We start from the raw sequence: 13971 nt of genomic DNA on the forward strand, positions 1-13971 counted from the left end.
GGAGCCACCGGATCGAGGTGGGAGGTCTTGACCAGTTTACTGGTCACGGATTTACTGGTTACTGGTTAGATATTAATACTTGCTTCAAATACTGTCCGGTATATGATTTTGGATTTTCTGCGATTTCTTCTGGTGTTCCCACTGCAATAACTTCTCCTCCTTTGTCACCGCCTTCCGGTCCTAGATCTATCAGCCAATCCGCACAACGTATTACATCTAAATTGTGTTCGATGACCAAAACGGAATTGCCTTTATCAACTAAACGTTGCAGGACATCTAATAATTTATGAACATCATAAAAAGATAAGCCTGTCGTTGGTTCATCTATCAAATAAAGTGTTTTACCAGTAGCGCGACGTGATAGTTCTGTTGCTAATTTCACCCTCTGTGCTTCACCGCCAGATAAGGTTGTCGCAGGTTGTCCCAGTTGAATATATCCCAATCCAACATCCACTAAAGTTTGCAACTTATTTACAGCTTTGGGAATGTTTTTGAAAAATTCTAAAGCTTCCTCTACTGTCATACTAAGAACATCAGAAATAGATTTCTCTTTGTACTTCACTTGCAAAGTTTCACGGTTATATCTTGCCCCTTTACAAACTTCACACTGGACGTAAACATCAGGTAAAAAGTTCATTTCAATGACATTTACACCTTGTCCGCTACAAGCTTCACAACGTCCCCCTTTAACGTTGAAAGAAAATTGCCCTGGTTTATATCCCCTAGTTTTTGCTTCAATTGTTTCTGAAAAAACTTCTCGAATAATATCAAAAACGCCCGTATATGTTGCAGGGTTAGAACGAGGTGTTCTTCCAATAGGAGATTGGTCAATAACTATGGCTTTATCAATGGTATCTAAGCCTTGAATACCATCTATCTCTTTAGGAAAAGGAACTTTCCGCGTCAGTTGATGTTGCAGCGCTGGGTAGAGTAATTCGTTAATTAGGGTAGATTTTCCAGAACCTGAAACACCAGTGACAGAAACAAGTTTTCCTAATGGTATTTCTACATTAATGTTTCTCAAATTATTGCGATGGGCATTTTGAATAACCAAACTTCGCCCGTTTCCTTCCCTACGTGTTGCGGGAGTTGCGATCGCTCTACGTCCTGATAAATAAGCTCCTGTCAGCGATTCTTCTGAATTGAGCAATGCTTGTAAATCGCCTTGAGCAACGATTCTACCCCCATTAACCCCAGCAGCAGGACCAATATCAACAACATGGTCAGCCGCACGAATAGTTTCTTCATCGTGCTCCACAACAATTAGGGTATTGCCTAAATCCCGTAACCTAATTAAAGTTCGCAACAATCTTCCATTATCTCGTTGATGCAAACCAATACTGGGTTCATCCAAAACATACAAAACCCCAGTCAACCCAGAACCAATTTGAGTCGCCAGACGAATTCGTTGTGCTTCTCCACCGGAAAGTGTCATTGCCGGACGGTCGAGAGTGAGGTAATCTAAACCTACATCCAGCAAAAATTGCAATCTCGCTTTGATTTCTCTCAATACCAGATCGGCAATTTGTAACTGACGCTGACTCAATTGTAATTGGTCAATTTTGTTCCGAGACTCCCGAATGGAAACCCCCGTTAAATCTATAATTCGGTACTGTCCCAACCGTACTGCTAACGCCTCCGGTTTCAACCGTTTTCCCTCACAGACGGGACACGGTTGATCGACTAAATACTGTTCTAATTTTTGCTTAATTAACTCCGAACCACCGTCATATTGCCTTTGTAAAATTGGCAAAACTCCTTTGAATCCCTCTTTCTGTTTTCTCTGCGAGTCCGTGTTTTTTTCCTCTCCATGGAGAATTATTTCCCTTTGTTCCTCAGTTAACACATTCCAACAGGTTTGCAACTCAAAACTATGTTCTTGACCTAACTTATACAACAACTCCAAATAATACGTATTTTCCTTTTCCGACCAAGGCGCAATAGCAGAATATACTGGTGCTTCAGGATCGGGAACAACCAACTCAGCCGAAAATCTTCTCAAACTACCAATTCCGTGACAGTGCGGACACGCACCATAAGGAGAGTTAAAAGAAAACAAGCGCGGGGATAATTCTTCCATCACCGCCCCGTGTTCCGGACAGGCAAAGTTTTCTGAAAAGACTAATTCTTGTTCTTGCTCTTTTGGTTGTTTCTTATCACTATCGCCCGATGACGAAGAACTAATGAGAATAACTGCAATTCCATTAGATTGACGCAAACAGGTAGAAAGGGAATCAAACAATCGCTCTTGCAAATCCGGTTTTTTTACCAATCGGTCAATAACAACTTCTATGGTGTGAATAACATTTTTATCTAATTCAATGGCATCGGAAAGTTCGCGTACTTCCCCATCTACACGAACGCGGACAAAACCTTGGGATGCCAAACTTGATAGCAGTTTGCTATGCGTCCCCTTTTTGCCCCGAACAACAGGCGCAAGAATTTGAAAGCGCGTGCGATCTGGTAGTTCCATGATGCGATCGCACATCTCATCTATGGTTTGGGGGGCGATACAGCGATCGCATATGGGACAGTGAGGTTCGCCAGCGCGTCCAAACAGGAGTCGCAGATAGTCGTAAATTTCTGTCACCGTCCCTACAGTAGAACGGGGGTTATGAGATGTTGACTTTTGGTCAATGGAAATCGCTGGGCTTAATCCCTCAATCGCCTCAACATCAGGTTTATCGACTTGTCCCAAGAATTGCCGTGCATAAGCGCTAAGGGATTCCACATAGCGGCGCTGTCCTTCTGCAAAGATGGTGTCGAATGCCAAGGAAGATTTGCCAGAACCAGAAACGCCAGTAAAGACAATCAAGCGATCGCGAGGCAATTCCAGATCGATATTTTTCAGGTTGTGCTGTCTGGCACCCCGAATGCGGATAGTGTTTTGGCTGTTTGGGTTTGTCTGAGGAAGGTGCCCATTTAAGGATTGCGATCGCTGAGTGTTTAACATATGAACGGGGTGAGAGAAACAGGCAGGTGCGAAACAGTTCTTAATATTATCATCAAAAAAATGGGTTAGAAACCCGGTCCTTCTAGGACGGCTTGACAAATTAATTAACTACGCGCCACGAGTTGTAAGACAAAAACTTACAATCTGTAGGCACAGCGTTTTGACACAATCGCTGACCAGTATTCAAACTGTGCAGGCTAATTGTTTTTCTATCGGGGTTTTTCTTTGTTGGTGACTCTTGCCAACCGCCAACAAAACAGAATCCGTATTTCGGATGTTTAACGATTGAACCACGCTTAAAACCAGCACTCATGGTGCCACCATATCGAGAACGTATGTGTTGGCGTGCATATTGCAATCGATGAAGCTGTCTGCGGTGAAACTCAAGTGGGACAGCCTCAATCAACTGTGTGTTATCTGGGCGGGAGTGTCCTTGGACAGACCAATTAGCTAACACCCATGAATCAACACAATGAGCTTCAAACTTGTTTGACAATTTTTGTTGAGACTTATGAAGCCCTAAACTTTGTCGCAGTTGGTAAGTCTCGTTGCCTGATTTAGTCTCAACATGAGCAATTTTTCTGAGTTCGGAATAAAACCATTGTTTTCCTACCTCTAGGGGACTAAACGAAGCATTCCACTGACATCCGTTTTTCCAGGTGCGGGCTTTGATATCCTCCACCACAAAAGTTGATACCGGAAACATTTTGGTTAGCCAGTTAGCTATCCTCAACTTCCACTGCCACCGCGCTTTAGTCGATGGAGGAATACGGTTTTTGTTGACCAACCTGTTAGTTCGATTTTGACGACACGGAGTGTTGCGAAAGCGCCTCGAGCGTCGCATATTGCGTCTTACCTCAATATGGTCTTTCACCCAATCAACAGCATGGGTTTGCACATTTAGGTAAGTGTGAGCTTGCGACTTGAGTGTAAACGCCTCCCTTTTGGAACCAGGATCGATCCCTACTGCTATCGGTTGGCTATTTGTGTTTGAGGGTTCTACGTTCAGTCGGACACAAAACACTCCTTTTTTCCAAAATGGTGTTGCCTTACCTGACTTAATCCAACGCTTGGCTCGGCTTGGAGTCGTCGGCATTCGAGGTCTATTTTCACTGTTGACAACCGGTACAAACATTTACGATAAGTCCTATTGCTAGGTATATATTTCCCTTCGCCACTGACTACCACAGAGGTGAAAAACTAGGGAGGCATTCTTAACGTCTTTTGGGATACCACTCCCAGATAGTTCAGCAATTGGCTAGACACTGGTTTCGTCCTGAATTCAGAAGGTGGTGAGTCTTCCTCTTCCAAGCCTCCGCGCTTTAGCCGGAGGTCAGTGACTGTCTCCGCTATCATGATAGAACAATAGTACTGCATTGACAGTGACCAATGACCAATGACCGCTCATAAGCATGGTTACTGGTTGCTGAAGTTAAGCTAGGTGTATCGATAGCGTTAAGGAGGCACTCTTACCATGCTAACTAGTGCAACCACTTATGAAATCACTTGGGAAAAATTACCGGATGATTTTGTTTTAGATGACGAGCCTGTGGATAACATTAATCAGCCACTGTTAGCAGCTGCTTTAACAGAAAGTTTAGAAGTTGCTGGAAGATTGCCAGCCAACTCTTTGACCATAACAAATTATGCTATTTGTGCCACTTTGAACAATCGCATTGTGGTTAAAGCACCCGATTGGGGATTTGTTCCTTCTATTAAGGTGTCACGAGAAGAAGTTAAGCGCAGTTATACGCCAAAACTTCAAGGTGATTTTCCAGTTATCGTTATGGAATTCCTTTCAGATACTGAAGGGAGTGAGTACTCCAGCAAACCTACGTATCCCCCTGGTAAATGGTACTATTACGAGCGAGTTTTAAAAGTTCCTAATTATGCCATTTTTGAACCAGATACAGGATTGCTGGAAGTTTATCAATTAGATGATTCGGGTCGTTATCAGTTGCAATCGCCAGATGAAAATAACCTTTACTGGATTAAAGAAATGAACCTGTTTTTAGGGACGTGGCTGGGGACTAGAGAAAACCGTTCTAGTTACTGGTTGCGTTGGTGGAACGAACAAAGAGAACTGTTGCTGTGGGGTTTTGAGTTTGCAGAACAAGAACGACAACGTGCAGAACAAGAACGACAACGTGCAGAACGCTTGGCAGCGCAATTGCGTGCGTTGGGGATAGAACCGGAAGCGTAAACAACAGAGCAATTGGCAATTGATCTCGTTTCCCGCCTCTGGCTGTGGAATGTCTGACTCAGGAGGCGGAGCCTCAGAACACACATCTCAGGCTCAGCTGGGAAACGAGAAGATCGCTCACCGTTCAGCGATCGCTGATGATAGCCAATTTATAATTTGTTGATTGACCACATCTGGAACTTCATCATGAGGACAATGACCGGCACCAGGGATAGGAACAATTTTGATATCTTTACCATTATCCCGTGCTTGTTCGTAAAGTTTTGCTCCTGTAATTGGGGTCCAAGGGTCTTCAGCTCCCCAAATAACTAATAACGGGCATTCAACATTGGGTAATAATTCCGCTGGCGAGGGACCGGGAGGTGCTGTGAGGATGGCTGCAAAAACTTGTTGTGCTCCGGGAGCGCATGAAGGTGTATAAAGTAAGTCTACCAATTCATCAGTGACGGCTTCTCGATTGCGGTAAACCTGATAGAGCGTGCGGCGAATTTGGGCTTTCTGGCGAATGCGATTGAAAACGAACGCTCCTGTCATTGGGGAACTCACAAATTTGTTGAAAGCTGCCATGACAATGCGTAATGGTGGATTGAGTTCGTGGGGACGGTGACTTAAACCACCCGCACTGTTAATCAAAATGCCACCTGCGGATATTTCTGGATGTTTTGTTACAGTTATCAAACCGATGAGTGCGCCAATGGAATTGCCGATAAAGACTGCTGGTTGTTGTATGTGTACTGTCCAAAAATCTTTTAAGAGTTCCACCCAAATTTCTACAGTGTATTTTAACGGTGGTTTATCGGAACCGCCAAACCCTAACAAGTCGAGGGCAAAGACTCGGTAACCTGCGGCTGCTAAAACTGGAATATTTTTTCGCCAATGTCCAATAGATGCGCCAAAGCCATGAACGAGTACGAGGGGTTTTCCCGTTCCCATGACAGTATACTGGATTTTATGACCCTGCCATGTCCAAAAGTGTTTTTCAAAGGTACTTTGTACTACCTGCTGCGAAGTAACTGTCATTATTAAGATTTGTAGAGTATTTTCTTATATCTTAATATTATTTAGCCGCCTTCTGCGCTCTGCCTTTTCCCGGATCGCTATACATCTTCCAACCAAGCTAAAATGCTGTCCCGGCTTTCTGCTAAACCTTTATAAATTAATGACTCTGGTGTCATCGATTGAAGAGCAGCCAATAATTTTAATCGCAAATTTGTATCTTTTTTGATAGCAATACAATCTCTAAAATAAGTGCGGATAGTAAACAGCACTGCGTTATGTTCTGGTAAACCCCAAATGACTTGTCGTTCTATTCTTAAGAATAATTTGGGGTTGTCCCGGTTAAAACTTCTACCATGCCATTCATCAAGGGACACACTTGGAGGTGGTTCGGGATGGTGATTGAGGCGAGTGTCGGTACTCAAACCCCAAGCAAAGCGTACCATTGGTTCGCGAAGAACCATTGTGTTAACGATCGCACTAGCCCGTCGGTTAATTTTCTCGATTCCTGCTACGGGTGCATGAATTGTAGCGAAATCCTGACCAATCTTTTCCTTACCCGACCAATGGTTGGGATAGCACAAATGAACTGCGCTCAACCAGTTACAACCATCAGGACTGTAGCTCATCACAGTTATGTCTTCCTGCATTTGGCTTGCTAAAGCATCCAGGGTGGAAGCATAGGGAGGAAAAACTGGTTGACTTTGAGTTTCAACTTGTCGCAACCGCCAGTTTTCATCTACATAAAGAGTTTCTCCAGTCAGTCGGTTGTGAAAAGATAAACCATGACTTGTTGGTTGACAGCAAAAGTATTGGGGATATTCTTGAGAGAGACGGTCAATAATCAGACAAGCGATCGCACCTGCTACCGCATCAGAATAATGGTAGGTTTGATAATATTTTCTCAATTGTTCGGCACGAGATAAAAGCTTAACCTGTCGGTAATGAGGAAAGTTGCTATCAAATTGAAAGACGCATTTGTCAGCCTCACCGTTACCTAAAGATTTGCCCAGAGGAATAAAGCCAGGTTTAACCTCATAGCGTCCGTTTTCTAGGGGAAAGTAGCAAGCACTGTTTTCTGATGCTTCCACGGTTTTGGCTTCTAGAAATAAAGCGGGTGAAGGCGAGTACATCATTTAAACGCTTGTGAGTGCTTGTTGTCCAGAATAGATCGCCATGCACCATTATAAAGCAGGGTCAACTGACCAATGCTCCATAGAACCAAGGGGTGTTTGGGATCGAGCGTGCGATCGCATTAACGATACCATCTCGCCCCCATCAACACAAACCTCTTCAGCGATTGTCTTTAGTTGCGCTGCACTCACGATTTTGGCTTATACTTTAACAAATAGTTTGTTTGCCCTGCTCTACTCTTAATTTATTTAAAGCATAAAAAGCTATTTTTCGCTCTGATGGTTGTAGGTTTGGTAGCTGACTTTCCGTGAAAACAAACTCTTTTTCCAACTGCAATCCTACTTTTTCCATAACCCGAGTCGATGCTTTGTTGACTGTCAATGCCCATGCCACAACTCGTTGAACGTTCCATTCCATAAACCCCTTGCATATCAATGCCATGGAAGCTTCAGTTGCATATCCTTTTCCCCAAGTGGATTGGCACAATCGGTAACCTAGAGCAATTTCATTGCTGCTAGCTATTTGTAATTCAACGGCAAATTGATGTTCAACAGCAGGGTAGAAGTGACACCACCCGATAAATTCATTGCTTGATTTTTCTACAGCTGCCCAAAAGCCAAAGCGATCGTATTTCTGATAGTATCCCAACCATTTAGGCAGTACTTGTTCTTTAATAGTGTTGTATTCTGTTGGCTGACCCCCGTTAATAAAACGCATAACTTTGGGGTCGCTATCGAGTTTAAAAAGGTTTTCAGCATCTTCTGCTGTGAAGAAGCGCAAAATCAATCGTTCTGTTTCTAAAAAGACTTTCATGACTATCCCAAGCACGAGGATACAGCTAAACTAGCTACGATTTTAGAGAGCTTATTTCCAGAATTATGGCAAATTTAACGATTGATTAAAATCTTGCCTCTGTAGCAGGGAAGGAGAAACAGACATTGAATTTCATTACTATATTGGTATCAATAGTCAATTTCCCAGTCTCATGACTTTCTACTAGAGGTGCTTTATGGACAACTTTAGCTTTTATAAAAAATTAAGCGAGCCAAAACCACCGAATATGAGACACTACGTCACACTTCGTGTCTCATATATACTTCAGGCGGTGGATGTAGGCGAGCGGCAAGTCCCTTTAGGGACAGTGACATCATGTTGTATCGTGATGTCTTTGCTCTTCAATATACCTACGAACTGTGTCGCTACTTACATTGCCAGCAGTAGAGACAAAATACGAACTTGTCCACAAACTAGGCAGTTTTAGCAAACGTGGAAATTCTTGTCTGAGTAATCTAGAACTTCTTCCTTTAATAGCGTTAGCCACTTGATGTGGAGCTATTTCAGGTGGAACGTTAACAAATAGGTGAACGTGGTCTGGCATAATTTCTAGTGCTATAATCTTCCACTCTTTCTCTTGACAAACTTCCCAAACAATTGTTCTTAGTCGGTTTTCGACATCTCCAATCAAAATCTTCTTCCGTCTTTTTGGTATCCAGACTAGATGATAGTTAACCAAGGAAACGGAATGATTTTTTCTTCGATACTGTTGCATAATTCCGGGAAATTACCCTAAAGGGTTCGCCAGTCCCCTACAGAAGGAAACCTTCAAAGCAGGGCTGGCTCACGATATATTATTGTAGACATAGATAATATATCAACAATTAAGGAGGTGATACAACTTGCTAACAAACTATGTATACAAGCTACGCCCTAACGTTTCTCAATCAGAAAAGATGGACACCTGGGTTGATATGCTTAGGAGTCATTACAACTGGTGTTTAAATGATAGAATTGCCCAATACAATCAACAATTCATTCAAGGCGACTATTGCGACATTAGAACAAGGGCAGAGGCTTGCCCAATAACTTGTTTTGTTAGCAAGAATGGAGCTACAGGAGAACCTTGGAAAGACAATAAATTAGATAAAGAGGGAAAGTCTGCCGGACAGAAGTTTCTGTCCGGCGAGCTTTCCGGGAACTTAAAAAATCCTAGAAGAAGTGCCGGAGATATTCAGATAACCAGTTTGCCAATACTTAAAAAAGCTAGACCCTGGTACGCTGAGATTGATTCTACAGTATTGCAACAAAACGTTAAACGTCTTGATGTAGCATACAAAAACTTCTTTGAAGGTAGAGGGTTTCCACAATTTAAAAACCGTAGTAACTTCACTTCTTTTACCTATACAGTAGGAATAAAAGTACAAGGGAATAAAATCTACCTACCTAAAGTAGGTTGGATGAGATTCCACAACTCTCGCTTAATACCTGATGGTTTTACCATCAAAGCTGTAACTGTCCGTAAGCGTCAAGATGGTTGGTATATTTCTGTCCGAATGGAAGACAAAAGTGTACCTGAATACATTTCAAAACCTTTAACAGAAGTTGAAAAAGTGCTTGGTTGCGATTTAGGGATTACTAAACTCGTGCATTTATCAGACGGTTATCAAATTGATAATCCTAAGTTTAGTACTAACCGAAAGACTAAACACCTACTAAAAGTCAGACAGAGACGGGTTAGCCGCAAAGTTAAAGGCAGTAAAAACAGGAAAAAAGCAGCTAAAAAAGTTGGAAGATTACACAAACGTGTCAGTGACAAGCGTTTAGCGTACCAATGGTATGTGGCTAACAAAATCGTCTCTCGTAATGTAGACGGTATTGGTTTGGAAGACTTAAATGTATCTGGTATGTTACGTCGTTGTAAGGTAAAAGTGGATGAGAAAACAGGACGGTTTTTAAAGAACGGACAAAGCCGTAAAAAAGGTTTAAACAGGTCTATCTCGGATGCTAGTTGGTCGGAGTTAACTTCAAAAATTGAGTATCTCGCTGAGAAGCAAGGAAAGGTTGTGATTAAAGTTAATCCTCGAAATTCTTCATGTGAATGCAGGAATTGCGGACATATAGACAAATTGAATCGTGATAAAGAAAGATTCATTTGTACGAGTTGCGGACACATGGAACACGCCGATCTAGGAGCCGCAAAAACAGTTCGAGATAGAGCAAAACAAGTAATTCAAAGTATGGTACGTGGGGACTCCGCGAAACCTGACGCCGATATCAGCAAGTCTGGTGAATGTTCGTCTAAACGCCCGAAACAACGCAAGGAGACGAGCCAGTGCGTTGCCTCTCTTTCCCCCGGTTGAAGCACCTGGCGTATCAGCACGCCCTATGGGCAAACGTGTTGAGCCTGGGAACCTGTGCAAACAGGATATTAAGGCAGCAATGTCTTAAGAATCGCCCTTGCTTTAGCAGGGCGAGTGTCAAAATCCCGTAAAAATCCTATTTGGCAAAGGTCAAATCGCCAGTATTACAGCTGAAATTCCTGCAAGCGCCAAAATTCTTGTCACATATGGTGGAGGTAGTATCAAGACGAATGGTGTTTATGACCAAGTTATGTCTGCGGTGGCTGGACGTCAGGTGATGGAGTTTGGAGGTATTGAACCCAATCCCCGTTTGGAAACACTGATGAAAGCGGTGGAACTAGTGCGAAATGAAGGGATTGACTTTTTACTGGCTGTTGGTGGCGGCTCTGTGATTGATGGTACAAAATTTATCGCAGCTGCTGTTCCCTTTACGGGCGACCCTTGGGACATTCTGGCAAAAACAGCACCTGTGAAAGATGCTTTACCCTTGGGTGTTGTACTGACAATACCTGCCACTGGTTCGGAAATGAATACATTTTCAGTGGTAACCAAGTGGGAAACTAAGGATAAATTAGCTTTCAGCAGCCCTTTGGTATATCCCCGTTTCTCGGTTCTCGATCCAGAAACAACTTTCTCTCTACCTCAAAAGCAAATTGCTAATGGGATCGTTGATGCTTTTACTCATGTGATGGAACAGTATTTGACTTATCCTGCTCATGCACCTTTACAAGATCGAATGGCAGAGTCTATCTTAAAAACGCTGATTGAAATAGGACCAAAAACTCTGGCCGATCCCAAGGACTATGATGCACGTGCTATTTTCATGTGGTGCGCTACTATGGCTCTCAATGGGCTGATTGGTGTAGGAGTCCCTCAGGATTGGTCTACTCATGATATAGGTCACGAACTGACTGCGTTACACGGATTGGATCACGCTCAAACTTTGGCTATTGTACTCCCTAGCACTATGTCAGTTAGGCGCAGTAGCAAATGGCAGAAACTTTTACAATATGCCGAACGAGTTTGGGGTATTGTGGATGGTACTGAGGAAGAACGGGTTAATGAGGCGATCGCTTCAACTCGCAACTTTTTTGAATCTGTTGGTGTACGTACTCGTCTCTCAGACTATGGTATTGGGCGCGAAACCATTCCAATCATTGTTGAGCGTTTGGAGAAACGGAGACAGGTTGCATTGGGCGAACAACAGGATGTCAATCCTCAAGTCGTTGAAGAGATTCTTCAACTTTGTGGTTAAAATTTTTTCTGAAAGATTTACGAGCCCTAAGAGTTGCGATCGAAAACATGAGAACTTATGACCCAGACTCAAAGTAAACGAGTCACCTTTGAAGAATTTGCTGCTTGGCGTCCAAAAAACGGACGTTACGAACTACATAATGGGAACGTTGTTGAAATGGCGCAACCTTGAGGGGGACATGAAACAAGGGTTAATAAATCATATTGTAAACGTTGCGAAGTGCGGCTAGAAGCCGCCATAGCAACATCAGTTTAGAATCCCCTTGCTTCTAGAGAGGAGAGATGTCAAGCTCATTCAATTAGATAAAAATTTGAACAACACCTGTAATGTTGTCATTGCCATAACCAAATGCCATAGCTTCTTGATAAATGTTATGAATGGCAGTAGATGCGGGAATTAAAGCACCAAAGGCTTGTGCGGTTTGGATGAAATAACGGAAATCTTTCTCTACTAATTCAATTGGAAACATCGGTGCATGATTATTTATGGCCATTAGACTTCCTGCGCCCAATGCAGCTGGACTGATTACAGGTAAATCACCCAGATACTGCATTGCTTTTACACTGGTTATTCCGTTCTTGTCCAGCATTCCGATAATTTCTGCTAATGCCGCAACCTGAATGCCAAATAGTGCATTAACAGCCAGTTTCATCGTCATTCCCTGACCTACTGAACCGATATGATGGATGCTTGAAGCACCTGCGGACAACAGAACAGGTTGAACTTGTGCCAAGGTTTGTGCTTTTCCCCCAACCAGATAAATGAGTTTCTTTGCTTCTGCCTGCTGCCGCGACCCGACCACTGGAGCATCGAGAAAGGCAGCTCCACGATTTAAGATTTCATCTGCCAATTCTCGTGTCCAATCTACGGTTAAAGTGCTGGATTCAATCGTGATTGCATCTTTGCTCAGTCCCAGTGCCGCACCTATTTTCGGGTCAAGCCAGATGCTTCGTGACACGTCATTATCAGTGACCATACTAATCACAATATCAGCTTGCTCGGCAGCTTCTTTGGGTGTTGTGGCATAAACAGCCCCACGATCCAGTAAGGGCTTTACCTTAGAAGCTGTACGATTATATACAACAACTTGATATTTTGCATTAAGCAAGTTCTGCACGATGCGAGATCCCATTGCTCCGGCTCCCAAAACTGCAATCCGTTTCATTCCCGCCCCTCCAATAATTTGTTGATTGACAAAACTATATTTGCTGTCCAAACAGTGATAAATATCAATTTATGAATGGCTCTCGTGCATTTTTTACATTAATTGCTGTCTATTAGTGCAAAATAATATCTATAAAAATCATGTTTGCTGCAGATTAATTCTTGTAATTCGGTAATGGACTTATCAGTACTAAAACTTTTTGTGGAAGTCATGAGGCGGGGTAGTTTTGCATCTGTTGCCCGTGAGCGCAATCTAGATCCTTCTTCAGTCTCACGGGCGATCGCTTCATTAGAAGAAGAGTTGGGAATCAGATTATTCCAGAGGACGACTCGCAAATTGTCAGCAACTGAGGCTGGGATGATCTACTTTGAGCGCATTGAACCATTGGTTGAGGAGATACAGCAAGCAATTGATATAGCCACAGACATTTCCGGTCAGCCCAAGGGAACTCTCCGCGTCACAGCTTCTGTCTCTTTCGGGCTCAAGTGCATTGTGCCGTTATTGCCTAAATTTAATTCGTTATATCCCGCGCTTACAGTCGATCTGTTACTAACTGATGCCGTTGTTGATTTGTTGGCTGAACAAATTGACCTAGCAGTGCGTCTCGGACTCCTGGCTGACTCCACTCTGATTGCCCAACAATTAATGCGAACTCACTATTCGGTTTGTGCTAGTCCAGGTTATCTCAAGTGTTCGCCACCGTTGGAAAAACCGAGCGATGTGGAGCAACATAAGTGTCTACTTTTTCCGCTATCAGGGTTTCGCTCACGATGGATTTTCAAAGATCGCCAGGGTGAACTGAGTGATGTTTCTGTCTGTGGACACATTGTAATTTCAAATGCGATTGCCCTTCAGCAGTGTGCAATCGCAGGTATGGGTTTAGCATTGCTCCCAAACTGGTTGATTGACGAAGATTTACGGGTTGGTTCCCTCGTCAACTTGTTTCCAGATTACGATGTAACAGCAACGAATTTCAACACCGCCGCTTGGTTTGTCTATCCAACTCGTACTTATATTCCACTAAAAGTTCATGTATTCATAGAATTTTTCAAGAAATCTGTTTTAGGGTTAGCAATAGACTAAAGGTTGGGATGTAAGTAAAGACGCATAAAAATTTACTTTTATTTT

12 protein-coding genes and 1 pseudogene are annotated in these 13971 nt (G+C 42.9%); 5 read left to right on the forward strand and 8 right to left on the reverse strand.

The annotated features are described in order from the left end of the window. Nucleotides 1-58: 58 nt before the first annotated feature. Together uvrA and HC643_RS29845 are read right to left on the reverse strand one after the other, a co-directional pair. Complete coding sequence (gene uvrA / locus HC643_RS29840) at nt 59-2953, reverse strand: excinuclease ABC subunit UvrA (protein ID WP_050046728.1); 2895 nt, start codon at nt 2951-2953, stop codon at nt 59-61. A gap of 100 nt (nt 2954-3053) precedes the next feature. After that, nucleotides 3054-4088 carry an RRXRR domain-containing protein gene (locus HC643_RS29845; RefSeq protein ID WP_038077028.1) on the reverse strand — a complete coding sequence of 345 codons (1035 nt, stop codon included), beginning with the start codon at nt 4086-4088 and terminating at the stop codon, nt 3054-3056. Between the two features lie 339 nt (nt 4089-4427). Here HC643_RS29845 and HC643_RS29850 point away from each other — a divergent pair, with 339 nt between their 5' ends. Next, nucleotides 4428-5156 (forward strand): Uma2 family endonuclease, encoded by a 729-nt coding sequence (locus tag HC643_RS29850; protein ID WP_038077030.1) that lies wholly within the window; start codon nt 4428-4430, stop codon nt 5154-5156. A 117-nt stretch (nt 5157-5273) separates the two neighbouring features. Here HC643_RS29850 and HC643_RS29855 read toward each other — a convergent pair whose 3' ends face one another. The 5 genes from HC643_RS29855 to tnpA form a co-directional block, all read right to left on the reverse strand. Continuing rightward, nucleotides 5274-6176: an alpha/beta fold hydrolase gene (locus tag HC643_RS29855; protein WP_038077034.1), complete on the reverse strand. Its 903-nt coding sequence runs from the start codon at nt 6174-6176 to the stop codon at nt 5274-5276. Between the two features lie 77 nt (nt 6177-6253). Continuing rightward, entirely contained in the window at nt 6254-7288 is a 1035-nt protein-coding gene (locus HC643_RS29860; RefSeq protein WP_082051895.1) for a heme-dependent oxidative N-demethylase family protein, read from the reverse strand. Between the two features lie 48 nt (nt 7289-7336). Next, nucleotides 7337-7477 (reverse strand): hypothetical protein, encoded by a 141-nt coding sequence (locus HC643_RS29865; protein WP_153021439.1) that lies wholly within the window; start codon nt 7475-7477, stop codon nt 7337-7339. Between the two features lie 16 nt (nt 7478-7493). Continuing rightward, nucleotides 7494-8099 carry a GNAT family N-acetyltransferase gene (locus HC643_RS29870; RefSeq protein WP_038077037.1) on the reverse strand — a complete coding sequence of 202 codons (606 nt, stop codon included), beginning with the start codon at nt 8097-8099 and terminating at the stop codon, nt 7494-7496. Between the two features lie 334 nt (nt 8100-8433). Beyond that, nucleotides 8434-8835 carry an IS200/IS605 family transposase gene (gene tnpA, locus HC643_RS29875; RefSeq protein WP_137986579.1) on the reverse strand — a complete coding sequence of 134 codons (402 nt, stop codon included), beginning with the start codon at nt 8833-8835 and terminating at the stop codon, nt 8434-8436. A 127-nt stretch (nt 8836-8962) separates the two neighbouring features. Here tnpA and HC643_RS29880 point away from each other — a divergent pair, with 127 nt between their 5' ends. The 3 genes and pseudogenes from HC643_RS29880 to HC643_RS29890 form a co-directional block, all read left to right on the forward strand. Then, nucleotides 8963-10423, forward strand: coding sequence for an RNA-guided endonuclease InsQ/TnpB family protein (locus tag HC643_RS29880; protein ID WP_202048672.1), 1461 nt, complete (start codon nt 8963-8965; stop codon nt 10421-10423). 133 nt (nt 10424-10556) lie between these two features. Further along, a complete protein-coding gene (locus tag HC643_RS29885; protein ID WP_038074192.1) occupies nt 10557-11678 on the forward strand; it encodes an iron-containing alcohol dehydrogenase in 1122 nt (373 codons plus the stop codon). Nucleotides 11679-11735: 57 nt separating this feature from the next. Then, nucleotides 11736-11846: pseudogene (locus tag HC643_RS29890) on the forward strand (Uma2 family endonuclease); the annotation flags it as partial. A 130-nt stretch (nt 11847-11976) separates the two neighbouring features. On the opposite strand, the gene HC643_RS29895 reads toward HC643_RS29890, so the two are convergent. Beyond that, complete coding sequence (locus tag HC643_RS29895) at nt 11977-12894, reverse strand: NAD(P)-dependent oxidoreductase (RefSeq protein ID WP_272899927.1); 918 nt, start codon at nt 12892-12894, stop codon at nt 11977-11979. 123 nt (nt 12895-13017) lie between these two features. Between HC643_RS29895 and HC643_RS29900 the strand changes: the two genes are divergently transcribed. Beyond that, nucleotides 13018-13926: a LysR family transcriptional regulator gene (locus HC643_RS29900; RefSeq protein WP_038074177.1), complete on the forward strand. Its 909-nt coding sequence runs from the start codon at nt 13018-13020 to the stop codon at nt 13924-13926. Nucleotides 13927-13971 lie beyond the last annotated feature (45 nt).

It is taken from the genome of Tolypothrix bouteillei VB521301 (assembly GCF_000760695.4).
In the GTDB taxonomy this organism is placed as follows: Bacteria; Cyanobacteriota; Cyanobacteriia; order Cyanobacteriales; family Nostocaceae; genus Scytonema; species Scytonema bouteillei_A.

Coding starts and splice junctions, on each gene's coding strand:
- tnpA (WP_137986579.1), bottom strand. CDS start 8,835: ATGCAACAGTATCGAAGAAAAAATCATTCCGTTTCCTTGGTTAACTAT.
- HC643_RS29855 (WP_038077034.1), bottom strand. CDS start 6,176: ATGACAGTTACTTCGCAGCAGGTAGTACAAAGTACCTTTGAAAAACAC.
- HC643_RS29845 (WP_038077028.1), bottom strand. CDS start 4,088: ATGTTTGTACCGGTTGTCAACAGTGAAAATAGACCTCGAATGCCGACG.
- HC643_RS29860 (WP_082051895.1), bottom strand. CDS start 7,288: ATGATGTACTCGCCTTCACCCGCTTTATTTCTAGAAGCCAAAACCGTG.
- HC643_RS29870 (WP_038077037.1), bottom strand. CDS start 8,099: ATGAAAGTCTTTTTAGAAACAGAACGATTGATTTTGCGCTTCTTCACA.
- HC643_RS29850 (WP_038077030.1), top strand. CDS start 4,428: ATGCTAACTAGTGCAACCACTTATGAAATCACTTGGGAAAAATTACCG.
- uvrA (WP_050046728.1), bottom strand. CDS start 2,953: ATGTTAAACACTCAGCGATCGCAATCCTTAAATGGGCACCTTCCTCAG.
- HC643_RS29900 (WP_038074177.1), top strand. CDS start 13,018: ATGGACTTATCAGTACTAAAACTTTTTGTGGAAGTCATGAGGCGGGGT.